23 protein-coding genes and 4 pseudogenes are annotated in these 19973 nt (G+C 74.9%); 16 read left to right on the top strand and 11 right to left on the bottom strand.

Going from position 1 to position 19973, the window contains the following annotated elements:
• Positions 1–17: 17 nt before the first annotated feature.
• Together HL663_RS15540 and HL663_RS15535 are read right to left on the bottom strand one after the other, a co-directional pair.
• Positions 18–587: a hypothetical protein gene (locus HL663_RS15540; RefSeq protein ID WP_173029212.1), complete on the bottom strand. Its 570-nt coding sequence runs from the start codon at positions 585–587 to the stop codon at positions 18–20.
• A gap of 104 nt (positions 588–691) precedes the next feature.
• A complete protein-coding gene (locus HL663_RS15535) occupies positions 692–1273 on the bottom strand; it encodes an NUDIX hydrolase (protein ID WP_216842594.1) in 582 nt (193 codons plus the stop codon).
• Positions 1274–1324: 51 nt separating this feature from the next.
• Between HL663_RS15535 and HL663_RS15530 the strand changes: the two genes are divergently transcribed.
• Positions 1325–1795, top strand: coding sequence for a hotdog fold domain-containing protein (locus HL663_RS15530; protein ID WP_173029210.1), 471 nt, complete (start codon positions 1325–1327; stop codon positions 1793–1795).
• 12 nt (positions 1796–1807) lie between these two features.
• Here HL663_RS15530 and HL663_RS15525 read toward each other — a convergent pair whose 3' ends face one another.
• Complete coding sequence (locus HL663_RS15525; protein ID WP_173029209.1) at positions 1808–2590, bottom strand: tyrosine-protein phosphatase; 783 nt, start codon at positions 2588–2590, stop codon at positions 1808–1810.
• A gap of 78 nt (positions 2591–2668) precedes the next feature.
• Here HL663_RS15525 and hemW point away from each other — a divergent pair, with 78 nt between their 5' ends.
• Positions 2669–3889 (top strand): radical SAM family heme chaperone HemW, encoded by a 1221-nt coding sequence (gene hemW, locus HL663_RS15520; RefSeq protein WP_173029208.1) that lies wholly within the window; start codon positions 2669–2671, stop codon positions 3887–3889.
• 40 nt (positions 3890–3929) lie between these two features.
• Here the strand turns inward: hemW and HL663_RS19415 are convergent, their stop codons facing one another.
• Complete coding sequence (locus tag HL663_RS19415) at positions 3930–4520, bottom strand: DUF4870 domain-containing protein (protein WP_173029207.1); 591 nt, start codon at positions 4518–4520, stop codon at positions 3930–3932.
• Positions 4521–4667: 147 nt separating this feature from the next.
• Here HL663_RS19415 and HL663_RS15510 point away from each other — a divergent pair, with 147 nt between their 5' ends.
• A complete protein-coding gene (locus tag HL663_RS15510) occupies positions 4668–4970 on the top strand; it encodes a TfoX/Sxy family protein (protein WP_173029206.1) in 303 nt (100 codons plus the stop codon).
• A 3-nt stretch (positions 4971–4973) separates the two neighbouring features.
• Here HL663_RS15510 and HL663_RS15505 read toward each other — a convergent pair whose 3' ends face one another.
• Entirely contained in the window at positions 4974–5849 is an 876-nt protein-coding gene (locus HL663_RS15505; RefSeq protein ID WP_173029205.1) for a DUF3097 domain-containing protein, read from the bottom strand.
• A gap of 173 nt (positions 5850–6022) precedes the next feature.
• Here HL663_RS15505 and hrcA point away from each other — a divergent pair, with 173 nt between their 5' ends.
• The 5 genes from hrcA to HL663_RS15480 all read left to right on the top strand — a co-directional run bounded on the left by hrcA (position 6023) and on the right by HL663_RS15480 (position 10428).
• The gene (gene hrcA / locus HL663_RS15500; protein WP_173029204.1) at positions 6023–7054 is read left to right on the top strand and encodes a heat-inducible transcriptional repressor HrcA; all 1032 of its coding nucleotides are present in this window, start codon (positions 6023–6025) and stop codon (positions 7052–7054) included.
• A gap of 38 nt (positions 7055–7092) precedes the next feature.
• The gene (dnaJ, locus tag HL663_RS15495; RefSeq protein WP_173029203.1) at positions 7093–8220 is read left to right on the top strand and encodes a molecular chaperone DnaJ; all 1128 of its coding nucleotides are present in this window, start codon (positions 7093–7095) and stop codon (positions 8218–8220) included.
• Positions 8221–8234: 14 nt separating this feature from the next.
• On the top strand, positions 8235–8978 hold the full coding sequence (locus HL663_RS15490; RefSeq protein WP_173029202.1) for a 16S rRNA (uracil(1498)-N(3))-methyltransferase: 744 nt from the start codon (positions 8235–8237) through the stop codon (positions 8976–8978).
• Between the two features lie 248 nt (positions 8979–9226).
• On the top strand, positions 9227–9580 hold the full coding sequence (locus tag HL663_RS15485; protein WP_173029201.1) for an ArsR/SmtB family transcription factor: 354 nt from the start codon (positions 9227–9229) through the stop codon (positions 9578–9580).
• A complete protein-coding gene (locus HL663_RS15480; protein WP_173029200.1) occupies positions 9577–10428 on the top strand; it encodes a bleomycin resistance protein in 852 nt (283 codons plus the stop codon). Before HL663_RS15485 ends, HL663_RS15480 begins: the two co-directional genes overlap by 4 nt.
• A gap of 17 nt (positions 10429–10445) precedes the next feature.
• On the opposite strand, the gene HL663_RS19410 is transcribed toward HL663_RS15480, so the two are convergent.
• Together HL663_RS19410 and HL663_RS19405 are read right to left on the bottom strand one after the other, a co-directional pair.
• Positions 10446–10559 (bottom strand): VOC family protein, encoded by a 114-nt coding sequence (locus HL663_RS19410; protein ID WP_286175703.1) that lies wholly within the window; start codon positions 10557–10559, stop codon positions 10446–10448.
• 110 nt (positions 10560–10669) lie between these two features.
• A pseudogene (locus HL663_RS19405) lies at positions 10670–10882 on the bottom strand (VOC family protein); the annotation flags it as partial.
• Between the two features lie 77 nt (positions 10883–10959).
• Between HL663_RS19405 and HL663_RS15470 the strand changes: the two are divergent.
• From HL663_RS15470 to era, 7 genes and pseudogenes are all read left to right on the top strand, one after another.
• Positions 10960–11307 (top strand): histidine triad nucleotide-binding protein, encoded by a 348-nt coding sequence (locus tag HL663_RS15470; protein ID WP_173029199.1) that lies wholly within the window; start codon positions 10960–10962, stop codon positions 11305–11307.
• Positions 11308–11363: 56 nt separating this feature from the next.
• A pseudogene (locus HL663_RS19225) lies at positions 11364–12095 on the top strand (PhoH family protein); the annotation flags it as partial.
• A pseudogene (locus tag HL663_RS19475) lies at positions 12084–12860 on the top strand (hypothetical protein); the annotation flags it as partial. The pseudogenes HL663_RS19225 and HL663_RS19475, both read left to right, overlap by 12 nt.
• A 315-nt stretch (positions 12861–13175) precedes the next feature.
• Positions 13176–13526, top strand: a pseudogene (locus HL663_RS19215) (PhoH family protein); the annotation flags it as partial.
• Entirely contained in the window at positions 13523–13990 is a 468-nt protein-coding gene (ybeY, locus tag HL663_RS15460; RefSeq protein WP_173029198.1) for an rRNA maturation RNase YbeY, read from the top strand. The pseudogene HL663_RS19215 and the gene ybeY, both read left to right, overlap by 4 nt.
• A gap of 13 nt (positions 13991–14003) precedes the next feature.
• Complete coding sequence (locus HL663_RS15455; protein ID WP_173029197.1) at positions 14004–15296, top strand: hemolysin family protein; 1293 nt, start codon at positions 14004–14006, stop codon at positions 15294–15296.
• Positions 15293–16234, top strand: a complete 942-nt coding sequence (gene era, locus HL663_RS15450) for a GTPase Era (protein ID WP_173029196.1) — start codon at positions 15293–15295, stop codon at positions 16232–16234. Before HL663_RS15455 ends, era begins: the two co-directional genes overlap by 4 nt.
• 14 nt (positions 16235–16248) lie before the next feature.
• On the opposite strand, the gene HL663_RS15445 is transcribed toward era, so the two are convergent.
• From HL663_RS15445 to HL663_RS15430, 4 genes are all read right to left on the bottom strand, one after another.
• The gene (locus tag HL663_RS15445) at positions 16249–16434 is read right to left on the bottom strand and encodes a helix-turn-helix domain-containing protein (protein ID WP_173029195.1); all 186 of its coding nucleotides are present in this window, start codon (positions 16432–16434) and stop codon (positions 16249–16251) included.
• Between the two features lie 103 nt (positions 16435–16537).
• Complete coding sequence (locus HL663_RS15440) at positions 16538–17206, bottom strand: helix-turn-helix transcriptional regulator (protein ID WP_173029194.1); 669 nt, start codon at positions 17204–17206, stop codon at positions 16538–16540.
• Positions 17203–17880, bottom strand: coding sequence for a helix-turn-helix transcriptional regulator (locus HL663_RS15435; protein ID WP_173029193.1), 678 nt, complete (start codon positions 17878–17880; stop codon positions 17203–17205). Before HL663_RS15435 ends, HL663_RS15440 begins: the two co-directional genes overlap by 4 nt.
• A gap of 67 nt (positions 17881–17947) precedes the next feature.
• Positions 17948–18610: a helix-turn-helix transcriptional regulator gene (locus HL663_RS15430; protein WP_173029192.1), complete on the bottom strand. Its 663-nt coding sequence runs from the start codon at positions 18608–18610 to the stop codon at positions 17948–17950.
• Between the two features lie 323 nt (positions 18611–18933).
• Between HL663_RS15430 and HL663_RS15425 the strand changes: the two genes are divergently transcribed.
• Positions 18934–19968, top strand: a complete 1035-nt coding sequence (locus tag HL663_RS15425) for an aspartate-semialdehyde dehydrogenase (RefSeq protein ID WP_173029191.1) — start codon at positions 18934–18936, stop codon at positions 19966–19968.
• Positions 19969–19973 lie beyond the last annotated feature (5 nt).

The raw sequence follows: 19973 nt of genomic DNA, 5'->3' as shown, positions 1-19973 counted from the left end.
GTGGGTGGAGCGCGCGCTCAGCCGGCGCGGCGGTGGGCCGGCGCCGGGGTGAGGGCGCGGGCCAGGAGGTCGTCGGCGAGCTCCTCGTCGTGGAGGACGCGGGCGGCGGCGGCCGCCCGGACGAGGGCGTCGCGCAGCAGCCGGTCGTGGCGGGTCCGGGCCTCGAGCACCCACGGCGCGGCGTCGTCCTCGGAGGCGAGCAGGGTCGCGGTGCAGCAGCTGCGCAGGGCGCGCAGGACGAGCGCGAGGGTCGTCGTCGGGGGCGCCGTCACGGCCCGCGCGAAGAGGGCGTGGGCGACCTGGACGTCGACGCGGGCCCACCCGGGGCGCAGCATCCACCCGTCGTCCTGCTCGACGACGAGGCCGGGCGCACCGAGCGCGTGCGCGAGGGTCGCGGCGTCGCGCCGCAGGAGGGTGGGACGGCCGAGGTCGCGCTCGAGGCGGGCGAGGGGCACCGGCCCGGGTGCCGCCAGGGCCAGGCGCGCGAGGAGGCGCCGGCTGCGGTCGTCGCCGAGGGCGTCGCCCGTGAGCAGCGTCGTGTCGGTGACGACCACGGCGGTCGTGCCGAACAGCCGGACCAGGCGCATCGAGCGTCCTCGGGGGGTCAGGGCGCGACGGGGTGTCGCGGTCCCTCGAGTGTGCGCCGCCGGGACCCGCGGCGGGACCCGAGGGTGCGGGGGCGCCCGCCCCCTCAGATGAGGGGGCCGAGCGGCACGGTCGACTCCTCGACCCGGCCACCGTCGACCGGCGCGTCACGCCACTCCTGCGGCCGGTCGGCGAGGGCCACGAGCGCGGGCAGGTCCACCGGCCAGACGAGGTCGCCCGTCGCCGCGAGGGCGTCGAGGTCCCACCAGGTGATGGCGACGACGGTCATCCGCTCCTCCTCGGTGTGCCCCGAGGTGTCGACGTCGAACGCGGGGACGCGCACCACCCAGAAGGTCTCGGCCTGGTCGACGACCTTGTCGCTCCAGCCGTGGACGACGGTGCGGGCCATCACCGGGCCGGCCAGGTCGGTCTCGGCGACCCGCAGCCCGGTCTCCTCCCACAGCTCGCGCACGACGGCCTGCGCGTCGCTCTCGCCGGGGTCGACCCCGCCGCCGGGGGTGCTCCACCAGTGCGGCGCGGGGTCGAGGCCGAGGTCGGAGTCCTCGAGGAGCAGCACCCGGCCGTTCTCGTCGAGGAGCAGGACGCGCACGGCCCGACGCTCGAAGCGGGGGCGGTCCTCGGGGGCGGGCACGACGAAGCCGGGCTGTCCGGGGAGGGGGGAGGTCACCGGCGCCACGCTACCCACGCCCGCGGCGCTACCCGTGGGTAACATCGGCGCGTGACCGACACCCACGCCCTCTACCGTCGCCTCGCCGCCCGTCCGCTCGGGCGCGAGGCCTTCTCGGTGCTCTTCGCGCTCAAGGCGCCCTACTTCCGCACCGTCCGCCCGCGGGTGCGCGAGGTCGGCCCGCACCGCGCCGAGCTCGTCGTCGCCAAGCGATGGGGCGTGCAGAACCACCTCGGCGGCGTGCACGCGATCGCGGTCTGCAACGGGCTGGAGGCCGCGATGGGGCTGCTCGCCGAGGCGACGACGCCGGCGACCCACCGCTGGATCCCGCGCGGGATGGAGGTGCGCTACCTCGCGAGGTCGACGACGGACCTGCTCTGCGTGGCCGAGACCTCGCCGGGGGACTGGGCCGTCGGTGCCTCCGGCGACGTGCCGGTGCGGGTGCGGGCGCTGCGCACCGACGGGACGGTCGTCGTCGAGGGCGTCATCACCATCTACGTCAGCGAGCGCCCCTCGCGCTGAACGCTGTCCGCGCTACTCGACGGTGAGGCGGTCACGCAGGCGCTCGACGTCGGCGTCCGACCAGCCCTGGGCGCGCAGCCAGCCGGCGGCGCCGCCCCAGCCCTCCTCGACCGCGTCGAGGATGGCCTCCATCGACTCGGCGCGAGGCCGCTGGTCATCGAGGCTCTGCCGCTTGAGTGCCTCGCCGTACGCCGGCCGCGGCATCAGCCGACCGACGATCTGCTCGAGCCGCTCGGCGGTCAGCACGTAGTCGGCGACGACCTCCTCGCGGGGGACGCCGGCCACCGACAGGGCCATCGCGACGACCGTGCCGGTGCGGTCCTTGCCGGCGGCGCAGTGCACGACCGCGGCGCCCTCCGCGCGGGCGACGACGTCGAGGGCGGCGGCCACGGCCTCGGGTCGCCTCGCGAGGTACCCGAGGTAGTGCTTCGCCCAGAAGGCGGCGTCGCGCTCGGGCTCGTCCTCGCTCCACGGCAGGGCGCGCTCCGCGGTCTCGCGCAGGCTCTCGCCCGGCGGGCGCTCCTGGATGAGCGAGTGGTGGTGGTGGGTCAGCGAGCCGACGGCGCGCAGCGGCCCGGGTCCCTCGACGTGCACCTCGGCCCCGGTGCGCAGGTCGACGACGTCGGTGACCCCGAGCTCGCGGACGAGCCGGTCGACGTCGGCCTCGCTGAGGTCCTGGAGGTTGTCGGAGCGGATCAGCCGCCCCGGCACGGTCGTGCGCCCGTCACGGGTGGGCAGCCCGCCGAGGTCGCGCATGTTGACGAGCCCGTCGAGGTGGATCCAGCGGTCTGTCACCTCGTCATCCTAGGCAGCGCCGGTGGACGGCCGGGGGCGGGGGAGCGGCCGGCGCGTGGACCTTGCGAGACTGGGCGCGTGCCCCGACTGCCCGACGGCGACCCCGCGCCCGCCACCGGCGAGCTGCCCCCCGACGCCCTCGCCCGCCTCGGGGACGGGCAGTTCGGCCTCTACCTCCACGTGCCCTTCTGCGCGGTGCGCTGCGGCTACTGCGACTTCAACACCTACACGCTGACCGAGCTCGGACCCGGGGCCTCCACCGCGGACTTCGCGGGCACGGCGCTCGCCGAGCTCGACCTCGCGGCGCGCGTCCTCGGTGACGCCGCCCCGGTCGTCGACACGGTGTTCGTGGGGGGCGGCACTCCCACCCTCCTGCCGGCCGACGACCTCGTGCGCCTCCTCGACGGCGTGCGCGAGCGCTTCGGGCTCGCCCAGGGCGCCGAGGTCACGACCGAGGCCAACCCCGACTCGGTCACCCCGCAGGGCCTGGCCACGCTGGCGGCCGGCGGCTTCACCCGGGTGAGCATCGGGATGCAGAGCGCCGTGCCCGACGTCCTCGCGACGCTCGACCGCACCCACGACCCGGCCCGGGTCGGCGACGCCGTCGCGGCCGCGCGCGCCGCCGGCCTCGCGACGAGCCTGGACCTCATCTACGGCACGCCGGGGGAGACGCTGGAGGACTGGCGCACGAGCCTCGAGGCTGCCATCGCGCTCGGGCCGGACCACGTCTCGGCGTACGCGCTCGTCGTCGAGGAGGGCACCCGGATGGCCCGCCAGGTGGCGCGCGGCGAGCTGCCGGAGCCCGAGGGCGACGACGAGGCCGACAAGTACGAGCTCGCGGACTCCGTTCTCGCGCAGGCCGGCTACGGCTGGTACGAGGTGAGCAACTGGGCGCGGACCCCGGCCGACCGGTGCCGCCACAACGAGGGCTACTGGCGCGGGGACGCGTGGTGGGGCGTCGGCCCCGGGGCGCACGGCCACGTCGGTGGCGTGCGCTGGTGGAACGTCAAGCACCCGCGCGCGTACGCCGCGCGGCTGGCGGCAGGGGAGTCGCCGGCGGCGGCCCGCGAGGTCCTGACCGACGAGCAGCGCCACGACGAGGAGGTCCTCCTCGGGGTGCGGCTGCGCGAGGGGCTCGACCTGCGTCGGCTCGACGACGCGGGCCGCACCGCGGTGGCCGGGCTCGTCGCCGACGGGCTCCTCGAGGGAGTCGCCGCCGTCCGTGACCGCCGGGCCGTCCTCACGCTGCGCGGCCGCCTGCTCGCCGACACGGTCGTGCGCCGGCTGCTCGGTCCCTGATCGGGGGAGCGGCCGGCGCACGTCCGGGGTCAGCGTCGGGTCACTTGACGAAGCGCGGCGTGAAGGGCGGGTCCCACCACTCGCCGTTGTTCGCCTTGATCGCCCCCATGATGTGCACGATCACGGCGTAGAGGAAGGCCGCGATGAGCAGCGGGATGCCGATGATCGCGCCGATGAGGGTGAGGATGAGGAGCCACCCGACGACGGCCGCGATGGCCGCCGTGATCTGGACGTTGAGCGAGTTCGACGCGTGGGCGCGCACGAACGGGCCGCGGTCCTTGTAGACGAGGTAGATGACGAGGCTGCCGACGAAGCCGAGGAAGCCGGCCGACAGGACCATCGCCGCGAGGCCGATGACGTGGCTGAGCATCGACCACGTCTTCTCCTCCTGCGGGGAGAGCGGCGCCGAGCCTCCGTACTGCTGGCCGTGGGCGGGCTGTCCCTGGGCGTACTGCTGCTGGGCGTAGGCCGGCTGGGGCGGCGGCGGGGGCACCTCGCCGGCGGCCGGGGTCTGCCAGCCGGGGGTCGGCGCCGGCGCCGCGGGCGGGGCCGGGGGCCCGGCGGGCGGCGGCGGCACGATCTGCGTGGGCTCGTCGCCCGGGACGTCGTCGCGAGGGGTGTTCTCGCTCATCTCTTCCTCCTGGAGTGGGTCTGGTCCCATCGAACACCCGACGCCGCCCCGGCCCAAGCGGTTCCGGGGGCATGTCGGGGTCGGCGTCGGGGTGCGCTCAGGGCCGACCCCTACCGCCGGGGTCGCGCCCGGGGCCACACTGGCGCGATGGGGCTGCTCGAGCGGGTCCGCGCGGCGCTGCCGCCCGCGGAGGAGAAGCGGATGTTCGGGGGCGTCGCCTTCATGGTCGACGGCGCGCTCGCCTGCTCGGTCGGGCCGCGGGGGCTCCTCGTGCGGACCGGGCCGGAGCGCTTCGCCGAGCTGGTGGCCCGGGCCGGCGTCGAGTCGATGGTCATGAAGGGGCGGACCAGCCGCGGCTGGGTCGACGTCCACGCCTCGGTGCTCGAGGACGACGCGGAGCTGCGGGCCTGGCTCGACGTCGGCGTGGCCGCCGCGCGCGCCGCCCGCTGACCCCTACTCGGGCGCGGTCACGAAGTCGATGAGCTCCTCGACGCGCCCGAGCAGCTCGGGCTCGAGGTCGGTCCAGGACCCGACCGAGGCGAGGATGCGGCGCCAGGCGTGCGCCATGTCGGCCTGGGTCGCGTGCGGCCAGCCGAGGTGCGCGGCGATGCCGTGCTTCCACGAGGTGCCGCGGGGGATGACCGGCCAGGCGTCCATCCCGAGGCGGCCGGGCTTCACCGACTGCCAGACGTCGACGTAGGGGTGGCCGACGACCAGCACGTGCTGCGCCCAGGGCCGCAGCGCCCGTGCCTCGTCGACGACGCGCGACTCCTTGGTGCCGGGGACGAGGTGGTCGACGAGGACCCCCATCCGGCGGCCGGGGACGGGGGCGAAGTCGCGGATGGCGCCGGCGAGGTCGTCGACCCCGTCGAGCATCTCGACGACGACGCCCTCGACCCGCAGGTCGTGGCCCCAGACCTTCTCGACGAGCTCGGCGTCGTGCTTGCCCTCGACGAAGATGCGCGAGCCGCTCGCGACGCGGGCCCGCTGCCCGTGGACCGCGACCGAGCCGCTGGCCGTCCGGGTGCTCGCGGCCCGCGCGGCGGCGAGGCGCTGCGCCTCGGCCGCCCGGGGGGCGACGAGCGTCACCGGGGCGCCGTCGACGAGGAAGCCCGGCCCGAGCCGGAACCCCTTCGTCCGGCCGCGGCGGTCCTCGAGGTGCACGACGTGGATGCCGCCGGCCTTCTCGACCCGCACCACCGCACCGACCCAGCCGGTCTCGACGTCCTCGACGACCGTGCCCGGCTCGGCCGGCAGGTCGACCGAGCGTCCCCGCTTCGGGGCGCGCCAGTCGCCGGAGAGCACGTCGGATCCGTACCTGTCCACCACGGCGGCGAGGCTAGTCGCGCGGACGGGCGGGTCGCGGGACCGGCACGCGCGAGGCCCCCTCGGCTTTCGCGCCCGACGGTGCGACGACGTAGCATTGGCACTCGGACGACGAGAGTGCCAGTACCCGCCGCGTCGTCCGCCCGAACCGCCGAGCAGCCCCTGGAGGTGCACCGATGAGCGAGGACCGCCGACTGCGCGTGCTCCGGGCGATCGTCCAGGACTACGTCCACACCTCCGAGCCCGTCGGCTCCAAGGCACTCCTCGAGCGCCACCACCTCGGGGTCTCCGCGGCGACGGTGCGCAACGACATGGCCGCGCTCGAGGAGGACGGCCTCATCGCCGCGCCGCACACGAGCGCCGGCCGCGTCCCCACCGACGCCGGCTACCGGCTGTTCGTCGACCGCCTCTCGCAGATCAAGCCGATGTCGACCGCCGAGCAGCGCGCCATCGCGCACTTCCTCGAGGGCGCGGTCGACCTCGATGACGTCGTCGACCGCACCGTCCGGCTGCTCGCGTCGCTGACCCGCCAGGTCGCCGTCGTGCAGTACCCGTCGCTCTCGCGCTCCTCGGTGCGGCACGTCGAGCTCGTGCCGATCGGCGGCGAGCGGCTGCTCGTCGTCCTCATCACGACGACCGGCCGGGTCGAGCAGCGCGTCATCGAGGTCCCCGGCGACCTCACGACGGAGGACGGCGAGCGCGTGCTGTCGGCGCTGCGCACCGAGCTCAACGCCGCCACGACCGGGCGCACGCTCGCCGACGCCTCGACCGAGCTGGCGGGGGTCACCGAGCGCTTCGAGGCCGACGCGCGACCGGTCGTCCGGGCCGTCGTCGGCGCCCTCGAGGACTCCCTCGTCGAGGAGCGCGAGGAGAGGCTCGTCCTCGCCGGCACCGCCAACCTCGCCCGCGCGGGCGGCGACTTCACGGCGAGCATCGGCCCGGTGCTCGAGGCGCTCGAGGAGCACGTCGTCCTCCTGCGCCTGCTCGGCACCGTCGCGGAGCAGGGCGGCAGCCTCGCGGTCCGCATCGGGCACGAGAACCCCTACGCCGGGCTGCAGTCGACTTCGATGGTGAGCACCGGCTACGGCTCCGGCGCCGACCTCGTCGCCGGTCTCGGCGTCGTCGGCCCGACCCGCATGGACTACCCCTCGACGATGGCAGCCGTCCGCGCCGTCGCCACGTACGTCTCCCGCATCCTCGCCGACTGAGGCGAGCCACCCACCGACCCACGGAGGACCCCCCACCCGTGAACGACTACTACGCCGACCTCGGCGTCGCCCGCGACGCGAGCCCCGAGGACATCAAGCGCGCCTACCGCAAGGCCGCGCGCCGGCTGCACCCGGACGTCAACCCCGGCGCCGAGGCCGAGGAGCAGTTCAAGAAGGTCTCGCAGGCCTACGACGTGCTCTCCGACGCCGACAAGCGCCGCCAGTACGACATGGGCGCCGACCCGTACTCGGGCGGGGCGGCCGGCTTCGGCCAGGGCTTCTCGTTCAGCGACATCATGGACGCGTTCTTCGGCGGCCAGGGCGCCGGGCCGACCGCCGGCCCGCGCTCGCGCACCGCGCGTGGCCAGGACGCCCTCGTCCGCCTCGACATCGACCTCGGCGACGCCGTGTTCGGTGGCGAGAAGGAGCTGACCATCGACACCGCCGTCGGCTGCGGCACCTGCCACGGCGACGGCCGCCAGCCCGGCACCGGCACCCGCACCTGCGACGTCTGCGAGGGCCGCGGCGAGATCCGGCAGGTCCAGCGCAGCTTTCTCGGCCAGGTGATGACGACCCGTCCATGCATGACCTGCCAGGGCTTCGGCCAGATCATCACCGACCCCTGCTACGAGTGCAGCGGCGACGGCCGGGTCCGCACCCGCCGCACGCTGACCCTGCGCGTCCCGGCCGGGGTCGACACCGGCACCCGCATCCAGCTGGCCGGCGAGGGCGAGGTCGGCCCGGGCAACGGCCCGGCCGGCGACCTCTACGTCGAGGTCGCGGTGCGCAAGCACGCGGTCTTCCAGCGGCGGGGCGACGACCTCCACGCGAGCGTCGAGCTGCCGATGACCGCCGCCGCGCTCGGGGCCTCGCTCTCGATGGACACCTTCGACGGCCAGCAGGAGCTCGACATCCGGCGGGGCACGCAGTCCGGCGACACGCTGACGCTGCGCGGCCTCGGGGTCACCCACCTGCGCGGTGGCGGCCGCGGTGACGTCATCGTCCACACGAGCGTGCAGACGCCGACGAAGCTCGACGCCGAGCAGGAGGAGCTGCTGCGGCGGCTCGCGACCCTGCGCGGCGAGGAGCGCCCGCAGGGGAAGATGGCCAACCCCGCCGACGGCGGCCTCTTCGGCAAGCTGCGCGACGCCTTCAAGGCCCGCTGAGGCCGGCCCCGCCGATGACCCTGCCCGTCCACCTCGTGCCCGCCGGGACGCTCGACGCCGTCGCCCCCGGCGGGCTCGTGCGGCTCGACGGCCCCGAGGGTCGGCACGCGGTCGCGGTGCGGCGCACCCGGATCGGTGAGCACCTGGTGCTCGCCGACGGGTCCGGGCGTGCGGTGCGCGGCGAGGTCGTCGAGGTCGGGCGCGACGTGCTCGACCTGCGCGTCGACGAGGTGCTCGACGAGCCCGAGCCCTCGCCGCGGTTCGTCCTCGTGCAGGCCCTGGCCAAGGGCGAGCGCGACGACCAGGCGGTCGAGGCGGCCACGGAGTGCGGCGTCGACGAGGTCGTGCCCTGGCAGGCCGCCCGCAGCATCGTCCAGTGGCGGGGGGAACGCGGCGAGAAGGCCCGGCGCAAGTGGGACGCCGTGCTCGTCGCGGCCACGAAGCAGTCGCGGCGCACCCGTCGCCCGGTGCTCGGCCCGACGGTCACCATCGCGGGCCTCGTCCAGCGCGCCCGCGGCGCCGCGCTCGTCCTCGTCCTGCACGAGGACGCCGGGCTGCCGCTGGCCGGGGTGGCGCTGCCGGACGCCGGCGACGTGCTCGTCGTCGTCGGTCCCGAGGGCGGCATCGCGCCGGAGGAGGTCGCGGCCCTCGAGGCCGTCGGGGCGCGGACGGTGCGGCTGGGCTCGACCGTGCTGCGCGCCTCGAGCGCCGGCCCCGCCGCGCTCGCGGTCCTCAGCGCCGCCGCCCGCTGGCGCTGACCCGTCCGGAGCCGCCTCCGACCCGCTGACGGTCGGGCCCGGGATGCGGCCGGTGTGCATCTTTCGACGCTTTCGACGATTCGTGCACGGGCGGCGGGTCGGCGGTGTGCAACTTTCGACGCTTTCGACGATTGGTGCACGTGCAGCGGGTCGGCGGTGTGCATCGTTCGACACCTTCGACGATTCGTGCACGCTCCCGGCGTCGGGCCTCTTGACGTCGGTTACCATATGCGGCAACCATTGCCGTCATGACGACGGACACGCTGCACCTGACGGGCCTCTTGCGCGCCCTCGCGGACCCGGTCCGCGCGCGGGTCGTCGAGGAGCTGGCCCGCGGGCCGCAGCCCGCCGGCGAGCTGGCCCGGATCGTCGGGGTCAGCGCCCCGACGATGAGCAAGCACCTGCGCACCCTGCTGGCGGCCGGCCTCGTGGCCGACGCCCGGGGGGAGGGCGACGCCCGGCTGCGCGTCTTCCGGCTCGACGGGGGCCCGGTGGACGAGGTGCGCGCGTGGCTGGACCGGGTGCAGACCGGATGGGACGAGCAGCTCGAGGCGTACCGCCGCCACGTGGAGCTGCGCACGACGACGGGAGCGGACGGATGAGCGAGCAGGAGCAGGAGCAGGGCACGACGACCTCGCGGGTGGAGGTGCCGGCGGCGCCGGAGGTGGCGTTCGCCGTCTTCACCGACGAGCTCGACCTCTGGTGGGTGCGGGGGCCGATCAACCACGTCGACGGCGGGCGCCTGCGCACGATGCGGTGCGAGCCGGGGACCGGCGGGCGGCTCCTGGAGGTGTACGACGAGGCGGGCGAGGACGTGCTCGAGCTGGCCCGCATCACGGCGTGGGACCCGGGTCGCCGGCTGGCCTTCGACAGCTCGCTCGACGACGTCTCGACCGAGGTCGTCTTCGAGGCGACCGGCACCGGGACGCTCGTGAGCGTCACCGCCACGCTGCGGCCGGGTGGGCGGGACGCCGGCGGCACGGCCTGGGTCCGCACCGTGCCGAAGTGGTTCGGGCCGTGGGTGGAACGCCGCGGGTCGACCGCCCATGCCGTCCGCGACATCGCCCGCTTCGGGCTGACCGTGCGCTACGCCCGCCCGGCCGCCGCGGCCCGCTGGCTCGCGGACGTGCTGGGCCTCGGGACCCCCGACCCCCTGCCGCAGGAGCCGGACCCGTTGCCGCACACCGCCTACGGTCACCCGTGGCTCGAGCTGCGGTCCGCCGGGACCAGCATCGTCGTCGAGCCGCTGCCCGACGGTGCCACCCTCGACCCCGCGGCCGACCAGCCCTGGATCTACGTCGACGACGTCGTCGTCGAGCAGGCCCGGGTCGCGGCGCGCGGCGGCGACGCGGTGGGCCCGGTGGTCAGCCCGTGGGGCCTGCCGTTCTTCGAGGTCGTGGACCCCGAGGGGCGCAGCTGGCGGGTCGTGCAGGCGCGCCCGACCATGTGAGGCCGGCCGGCGGTGGCTCAGACGACGCAGAGCTCGTTGCCCTCCGGGTCCGCGAGGACGACGTGGTCCAGCGCCCCGTCATGGTGGTGCTCGTCGAGGACCGTGGCGCCGGCCGCGACCAGCCGCCGCACCGCCGACCCGATCGCCTGCTGCCGCTCGTCCGGTGGGCGGTGGCGCCCCCGCTCACCTGCAGGTCCAGGTGCAGGCGGTTCTTCGTCGCCTTGCCTTCGGGCACCCGGAGGAACGACAGCCGGGGGAGGGCGCCCTCCGGGTCGACGAGGAAGGCGCCGTCGTCCCACTCCTCCTCCGGCACGTCGAAGAAGCGGTTCCACTCCTCCCACGAGGCGAACCCCTCGGGTGGGGGCGCGTCCACGTAGCCGAGCGCCTCACGCCAGAACGCGGCCACCCGTGGTGGGTCCGCGCTGTCGACCGCCACCGTCCACCGCACCGTCATGCCGTTCCTCCCGCTCTGTGTGGACCCCCAGTGCAGCAGGCCGCACCGACACCCGCCCCGGCGTCTAGGGTCGCCCCATGAGCGAGACCTCCGAGTGCCTGTTCTGCCGCATCCTCGCGGGGGAGGTCCCGGCCGACGTCGTCGCCGAGACCGACCACTCGCTGGCCTTCCGCGACATCAGCCCGCAGGCGCCGACGCACGCCCTCGTCATCCCTCGTCGGCACGTCCCCGACGTCGGGACCCTCGCCGCCGAGGCCCCCGAGGAGCTCGCCGACGCCGTCTCCCTCGCGCGGCAGGTCGCCGAGGCCGACGGGCTCGAGGGCTTCCGGCTCGTCGCCAACACCGGGGCCGCGGCGCAGCAGACGGTCTTCCACTGCCACCTGCACGTCCTCGGCGGCCGCGAGCTGACCTGGCCCCCCGGCTGACCGGCGCGCATTCCCGCGTGATCCCCGTCGGTCCCGGCCCGTAGACTGGCCCGACGATGTCAGACGCGCAGACCGACGGCCCGGCCACCGACGCCGGCTCCAGCCCCAGCCAACCGCACGTGCCGCTGCACACGGTCACGATCCCCGCCGACGTCCAGATGGTGACGCTCCTCGGGCCCCGTGACGAGATGCTGCGGACGATGGAGCGCCAGTTCCCGCAGGTGCAGGTACACGTGCGCGGCAACGAGTTCCACCTCGCCGGCCCGAGCGCCGACGTCGCGCTCATCGAGCGCTTGCTCGACGAGCTCCTCGACGTCATCGACGGCGGCCAGCCGCTCAACCGCGACGCCGTCGAGCGCTCCATCCAGATGCTCCGCGCGCAGACCAAGGAGCGCCCCGCCGACGTCCTGACGATGAACATCGTCAGCAGCCGCGGGCGCACCATCCGGCCCAAGACGCTCAACCAGAAGCGCTACGTCGAGGCGATCGACGAGAACACGGTCGTCTTCGGCATCGGCCCCGCCGGCACCGGCAAGACCTACCTCGCGATGGCCAAGGCCGTCGCGGCGCTGCAGGCCAAGCAGGTCAACCGCATCATCCTCACCCGACCGGCCGTCGAGGCGGGGGAGCGGCTGGGCTTCCTGCCCGGCACCCTCAACGACAAGATCGACCCCTACCTGCGCCCGCTCTACGACGCGCTGCACGACATGGTCGACCCCGAGTCGATCCCCAAGCTCATGGCCTCGGGCACCGTCGAGGTCGCACCCCTGGCCTACATGCGCGGCCGCGCCCAGCCCCTCGACAGCCGGGTCCACACCCCGGACGGGTTCCGACGGTTCGGGGACCTGCAGGTCGGCGACCTCGTCACCGGCTCCGACGGCCGTCCCACCCCCGTCATCGGCGTCTACCCGCAGGGCCGCAAGGAGGTCTTCCGCGTCACCACGCAGGACGGCGCCTCCACCCTCGCGTGCGGCGAGCACCTCTGGACCGTCCGGACGCCGGACGACAGGCGACACGGCCGCTGGCGCACCGTGCAGACGTCCGAGATGGTCGGTCGGCTGCGCCGGGGCCACGCCCACCGCTTCGAGCTGCCCCTCGTCGACGCCGTCGAGGTCGTGCCCCAAGACGTCCCGATGGACCCGTACGCGCTCGGGCTGCTGCTGGGCGACGGCTGCCTGACGACGTCGACCACCCCGTCGTTCACCACGGCGGACCCCGAGCTCGTTGAGCGCCTGCAGGAGGCCCTCGGCGAGCCGCTGCTCGCCGTCGACGTCACCCGCAAGACCGGCTACGACCACGTCCTGCGCCACCGCGGCCACTCCCGAGGCGGCCTCCGGGTCGCGAACCCGGTCACCGAGGTCGTGCGAGACCTCGGTCTGGCGGGCACGACGTCCCACACGAAGTTCGTCCCGCAGGTCTACCTCGACAACGCGCCGTGGGTGCGGCTCGCGGTGCTCGAGGGGCTGCTCGACTCCGACGGTGGGCCGGTCACCCAGACCGACCGCACCTGCCGGGTGCAGTACTCGACGACCTCGCCCCGCCTGCGCGACGACGTGGTCGCGATCGTGCGCTCCCTCGGTGGGGTGGCGACCTGGCGCGTGCGCCCGGCCGCCGGCCGCACGCCCGGTCTCGCGCAGGGCCGTCCGGTCGAGCACCGGCACGACTCCTACACCGTCGAGCTGCGGCTCCCGGAGGGCTACGTCCCCTTCCGCCTCGGGCGCAAGCGCGACACCTTCCTGCGCCACGGCGGGGGCCGACCGATGCGCTACGTCGAGTCGATCGAGCCGGCCGGCACGGCGGAGACGATGTGCATCCAGGTCGCGGCGGCGGACTCGCTCTACGTGACCGACGACTACCTCGTCACGCACAACACGCTCAACGACGCGTTCATCATCCTCGACGAGGCGCAGAACACCTCCGGCGAGCAGATGAAGATGTTCCTCACCCGCCTCGGCTTCGGCTCGAAGATGGTCGTCACCGGCGACGTGACGCAGGTCGACCTGCCGGGCGGCACGACGAGCGGCCTGCGGATCGTCCGCGACATCCTCGGCGACATCGAGGACGTCCACTTCAGCGAGCTCACGGCCGCCGACGTCGTGCGCCACCGCCTCGTCGGGCACATCGTCGACGCCTACGAGCGCTGGGACGCGGGCCAGCAGAAGGGCCCGCGCCGCGCGCCGGCCCGCCGCCCCGCCCCGCAGGACGGGCCGGGCGCATGAGCATCGACGTCCTCAACGAGACCGAGGTCGCGCTCGACGAGCTCGAGCTCGTCGCCTGCGCCCGCTACGTCCTCGCCGAGATGCGCGTGCACCCGCAGGCCGACCTCTGCCTGCGCCTCGTCGACGAGGCCGCGATGGAGACCCTCCACGTGCAGTGGATGGACCTGCCCGGCCCGACCGACGTCATGAGCTTCCCGATGGACGAGCTGCGGCCCGGCCGTGACGGGGTGCCCCCGCAGGAGGGCGTCCTCGGCGACATCGTGCTCTGCCCGACGGTCGCCGCGAAGCAGGCCCGCGAGGCCGGCCACGCGACGGAGGAGGAGCTGCTGCTCCTCACGACGCACGGCATCCTCCACCTGCTGGGCTTCGACCACGCGGAGCCCGACGAGGAGAAGGAGATGTTCGAGCTGCAGCGCCAGCTCCTCCTCACCTTCCTCGCCACCCGCGGCCGACCGACCGCCTGAGCCGGAGGACCCCATGACCCGGCTCGTCGTCGCGGCCGTCCTCGCGACCGTCGTCGCGTTCCTCATCTCGATGGCCGAGTCCGCCTTCCAGCGGATGTCGCGCGTGCGCGCCGAGGAGCTCGAGGACGAGGGGCGCCCCGGGGCCACCGCCCTCGTCCGCGTCGTCGGCGACACCGCGGCCTACCTCTCGGTCCTCTCCTTCCTGCGCGTCATCGCCGAGTCGACCGCGGCCGTCATGGTCACGCTCGCCGCGGTCGCGCTCGTCGAGGGCACCTGGCAGCCGTTCCTCGTCGCCATCGGCGTCATGGCGCTCATCAGCTTCGCCATCGTCGGGGTCTCGCCCGGCACGCTGGGGCGCCAGCACAGCACCCGCGTGGCACTGCTCGCGGCGCCCGTCGCCATCTGGCTGCGGCGCGTCCTCGGCCCGTTCTCGCGCCTGCTCATCGCCCTGACCAACGCCGTGACGCCCGGCAAGGGCTTCCGGGACGGGCCGTTCGAGAGCGAGTCCGAGCTGCGCGACCTCGTCGACGTGGCCCGCGAGAACCGGCTCATCGACTCCGACGAGCGCGAGATGCTCCACTCCGTCTTCGAGCTCGGCGACACTCTGACCCGCGAGGTGATGGTCCCGCGCACCGACATGGTCGCCGTCGACGACGACCGGGTCTGCCGCCAGGCGATGAAGCTCTTCCTGCGCTCGGGCTTCTCGCGCATCCCCGTCGTCGGCGAGAGCGTCGACGACGTCGTCGGCATCCTCTACCTCAAGGACGTCGTGCGCCGGATGAACGCCGACCCCTCCGCGGTGACGCTGCCGGTGACCGAGCTGATGCGCCCGGCGCGCTTCGTCCCCGAGAGCAAGCCGGTCGACGCCCTCATGCGCGAGCTCCAGCTCGAGCAGACCCACCTGGCCGTCGTCGTCGACGAGTACGGCGGCACCGCGGGCATCGTGACGATCGAGGACATCCTCGAGGAGATCGTCGGCGAGATCACCGACGAGTACGACCGCGAGGCCTTCGAGGTCGAGGAGCTGCCCGACGGCCGCACCCGCGTCGCCGCGACGATGCACGTCGACGACCTCGCCGAGCTGTTCGACGTCGACCTCGACGAGGACGAGGTCGACACGGTCGGCGGGCTCATCGGCAAGACGACCGGGCTCGTGCCCATCCTCGGTTCCTCGTGCGAGGTCGCGGGCCTGCGGCTCACGGCCGAGCGCATGTCCGGGCGGCGCCACCGCGTCGCCACCGTCCTCGTCGAGCGGGTCGCCCCCGAGCAGCCCGCCGACGTCGAGCTCGAGGAGAGCCTCGGATGACCGACTCCACCCCCTTCGCCGCGCGGGAGGGCTACGTCGCCGGGTTCGCCTGCTTCGTCGGCCGCCCGAACGCGGGCAAGTCGACCCTGACCAACGCGCTCGTGGGCCAGAAGGTCGCGATCACCTCGAGCAAGCCGCAGACGACCCGGCACACCATCCGCGGCATCGTGACGACCGACGCCGCCCAGCTCGTCCTCGTCGACACCCCCGGCCTGCACCGGCCCCGGACGCTGCTCGGGGAGCGGCTCAACCACCTCGTCCGCGAGACCCTCCTCGAGGTCGACGTCATCGGCTTCTGCCTGCCGTCCGACCAGCGGGTCGGCCCGGGCGACCAGTTCATCGCCAACGAGCTCTCCGAGCTGCGCCGCGGCCGGCGGGTGCCGGTCGTCGCCATCGCGACGAAGTCGGACGCGGTCGACCGTCAGCGCCTCGCCGAGCACCTCATCGCCGTCGACCGGCTGGGCGACTGGGACGCGATCGTCCCCTGCTCCGCGACCCGCGGCGACCAGGTCGACGACGTGGCCCAGGTGCTCGCCGGCTACCTGCCGCCCTCGCCCGGCCCGCTCTACCCCGACGGCCAGCTGACCGACGAGCCCGAGGCCGTCATGGTCGCCGAGCTCGTCCGCGAGGCCGCCCTCGAGGGCGTGCGCGACGAGCTGCCGCACAGCCTCGCGGTCGTCGTCGAGGAGATGGTGCAGCGCGAGGACCGGCCCGCCGACGACCCGCTCCTCGACGTCCGCGTCCACGTCTTCGTCGAGCGCGACAGCCAGAAGGCCATCGTCATCGGCCGCGGGGGCTCCCGCCTGCGCGAGGTCGGCACCAACGCGCGGCGCGGCATCGAGGCGCTGCTCGGGCAGCGCGTTCACCTCGACCTGCACGTCAAGGTGGCCAAGGACTGGCAGCGAGACCCCAAGCAGATGCAGCGCCTCGGGTTCTGACGCCCGACCCGGCGTCAGCGCGTGCCGGCGCCGACGAGCATCGCGACGGCCTGCGAGCGGTTGCGGGCGCCGAGCCACGCGACGACCGCGCGGACCTCGTGCGACACGGTGCGCGCACCGACCTGCAGGGCGTCGGCGACCTCCTGGTCGGAGTGCCCCTCGAGGAGCAGCAGCGCGACGTGGAAACGTCTCTCCGGCAACGGGTCCCGCGACCCTCGCCGAGGCGGCGCAGGACGGGGTCGCCCCGGTCGAGGAGCGCCCGGACCCGGGTGGTGAGCTCCTGCGCGGCCGGGTGGGCCGTGGTCACGCGGCCCCCACGAGCATCGCGATGCCGTGCCCGCGGTTGCGGGCGCCGAGCCAGTCCAGGACGGCCCGCACCTCGACGGCCACGGTCCTCGGGCTCACCCCGAGGGCGGCGGCGATCTCGCGGTCCGCGAGGCCGTCGGCCATCCCGAGCGCGACCTCGAGCCGGCGCGGCGGGAGGGGCTCGCGCAGCCCGGCCTCCCGCCAGGGTCGGGCCGTCTCCCAGGTCTCGAGAAAGGCCGCCGCGGCGAGATGGGCAACCTCCGCGTCACGGCTGCCCCAGGCGAATGCCGGGTCGTCGTAGGTCGCCAGACCCATCACCACGTCACGCTCGTCCGCCACGAGCAGCGGCAGGACGACGGGTGCCACGCGCAGGGTGGGCTCGAACGACGTGATGAGCGGACAGGCTCGGGCCCGGTCCACCGGGTAGACGACGCGCTCCGCGATGTGGCGGCTGCGTGCCCGGGCGTCCATGTCCGTGGAGAGCCGGATGACCGGGAGGCGGATGTCGCGCTGCATGTTCCACACGCTGCGCGTCGTGCGCGCCTCGACGCCCTCGAGCTCGGCGATGACGTCCGTGAGCGCCGGAAGGGGACGCAGCACGGGCGAGCCCTCCTCGGCGAGACGTGCGACGTGCGCGAGGAGGCGCTGCATCGCGGGGCGGCTCACGAGGCACCGACCAGCACGGCGATGGCGTGCGAGCGGTTGCGGGCGCCGAGCCACCGGACGACCTCGCGGACCTCGGCCGCGACGGTGCGCGGGCTCACCGCGACCGCGTCGGCGATCTCCCGGTCGGTCAGGCCGTCGGCCATCCCCAGCGCGATCTCGTAGCGGCGACGGGTCAGGGGAGGGCGCAGGCCGGCGTCCTCCCAGCGACGGGCGGTGTCCCACGCCTCGGTGAACGCCGCGACGGCAAGGGCGGCCACCCCGGGGTCCGCGCTCGACCAGGCCCATGGGGCGCCGGCGTCGCCGGCGCGCTCCGACCCGAGCACCACGTCGCGCCCGTCGGCGACGAGCACCGGTCGGGCCACGGGGCCGACCCGCAGGTCCGGCGCGACCGTCGTGAGCAGCGGCTGGGACCGGGCCCGGGCCGAGGAGACGATCGTGCGCTCGGCGAGCCCCTTGGCACCGGAACGCTCGTCGAGGTCGCGCGCGAGCCGGATGGCGCTGAGGGGCAGGTCCCGCTGCATGCTCCAGACGCTGTGGCGGGTGCGCGTCTCGATGCGCTCCATCTCGGCCATCACCGCCGGCAGGTCGGGCAGGACGCGCACGGCGGGGTCATCGGCAAGGGCGAGCGCCTCCACCGCCTCGACGAGCCGCTGCAGCGCGGGCGGCTCCGTCACGGCGAGGGCTCCTTCGGGGAGGGTCGGGTCCGCCAGCCTAGACGGGGCCCGACGGCGCCGCAGCGGCTCAGGGGCCGGCGTCCCCGATCATCGCGATGGCGTGGGAGCGGTTGCGGGCGCCGAGCCGCCGGATGAGCTCGGACACCTCGGCCGACACGGTCCGCTCCGAGACGCCGACGGCGCGTGCGATCTCGCGGTCGCTGGCGCCGTCGGTCAGGTGGAACGCGATCTCGACCATCCGGCGCGTGAAGGGCGCGGTGCCCCCCGGGTGCGGGTCGAGCGCGGCGCGCCAGACGGTGTCGAAGGCCCGCACGGCGCCGTCGACCACCTGGGGCGCCCTGCTCGTCCACACCGACCCGGCGAGCTCGTGCCCGGGAGGCGCCCCGACGAACACGCGCCGCGCGTCGACGACGAGGAGCGGCGCGTGCACGGGGTGGTGCCGGAAGTAGGGGTGGTGGTGGCTCGCGAGCACCGGCAGCCGGGCGGAGGTCACCCGGTCGGTGACGTACCGGCCGTCGACGCCGGCGCGCCGCGACACGTCGGCGAGGGGGCGCGCCATCCGGACCTCGGACCACGTCGGGCGGAAGGTCATGTGCCAGATGCTGCGCCTCACCGACCCGGCGAGGGCGGCGATGCCCGACTCGAAGGCCGGCGCGAGGTCGCCCAGCGGCTCCATCCGGGGGTCGCCGCTCACCGCGAGGGCCTGCGCCCACCGGAAGAACTCGCCCACGTCGTATGCCCGCCCCCCGGCGTCGTCCCGCGTCCCCACCGACCTGCTCCCTCCCCGACTGCGAGATCTCGCAATCACGCTTCCCCCCGCGGGGGTGTACGGGTCACAGTAGTGCCGCGACGGCCACCGCCGACGGAGGTCGTCGCGCCACGCGGTCCTCCGGGGCGGAGAGCAGGCGTGGCCGGGCGCACCGTTCCAGGGGTGGGGGTGCCCCGGCCACGCCACCCGGACCGTCCCTGGCCCGACCCGGCGCCAGTGGTCGAGTCGTGACCGGATGCCGGTCCGCGCCGAGCGCGCGCCGCGCCCCTCCCTAGACTGGCGGCATGCGAGTCGGAGTCTTCGGAGCGACCGGTCAGGTCGGCAACGTCATGCGGACCCTCCTGCACGAGCGGGGGTTCCCGGTCGAGGAGATCCGCTACTTCGCGTCGGCGCGGTCCGCCGGCACGACGCTGCCGTGGGACGGCGGGGAGGTGACGGTCGAGGACACCGCGACCGCCGACTTCTCCGGCCTCGACCTCGCGCTCTTCTCCGCCGGCGGGGCCACCTCGCGCGAGTGGGCGCCGCGGGTCGCCGCGGCCGGCGCCGTCGTCGTCGACAACTCCAGCGCCTGGCGCAAGGACCCCGAGGTGCCGCTCGTCGTCTCCGAGGTCAACCCGGACGACCTCGACGACATCCCCAAGGGCATCGTCGCCAACCCCAACTGCACGACGATGGCCGCGATGCCGGTGCTCAAGCCGCTGCACGACCTCGCCGGCCTGGTCCGCCTCCACGTGTCGAGCTACCAGGCCGTCTCGGGCTCGGGCGGCGTCGGCCTCACCGAGCTCGACGGCCAGCTGCGGGGCGGCTACGCCGCCGGAGACCCCAAGGACCTCGCCCTCGACGGCTCGGCGCTCGCGCTGCCCGCCCCGCAGGTCTACGCGGTGCCCGTCGGGTTCAACGTCGTGCCGCTCGCGGGCTCGCTCGTCGACGACGGCAGCCTCGAGACCGACGAGGAGCAGAAGCTGCGCAACGAGTCGCGCAAGATCCTCCACGTCCCGGACCTGCGGGTCTCGGGCACCTGCGTGCGCGTCCCGGTGTTCACCGGCCACAGCCTCGCGATCCATGCCGAGTTCGAGCGCGACATCAGCCCCGAGCAGGCGCTCGAGGTGCTGGGCCGGGCGGCCGGCGTCGTCGTCACCGACGTCCCCAACCCGCTGCAGGCGGCCGGTCGCGACGAGGTGTTCGTCGGCCGGGTCCGTGCCGACCAGGCCGCCCCCGAGGGCAAGGGCCTGGCCCTGTTCGTCGTCGGCGACAACCTGCGCAAGGGCGCGGCCCTCAACGCCGTCCAGGTCGCCGAGGAGCTGGCGAAGCGGCGCTGACGCCC

This window comes from Arthrobacter sp. NEB 688 (genome assembly GCF_013201035.1).
In the GTDB taxonomy this organism is placed as follows: domain Bacteria; phylum Actinomycetota; class Actinomycetes; order Actinomycetales; family Dermatophilaceae; genus Phycicoccus.
The sequence above is the reverse complement of the archived record's forward strand: the minus strand, read 5'-3'. Positions and strand labels throughout refer to the sequence as shown.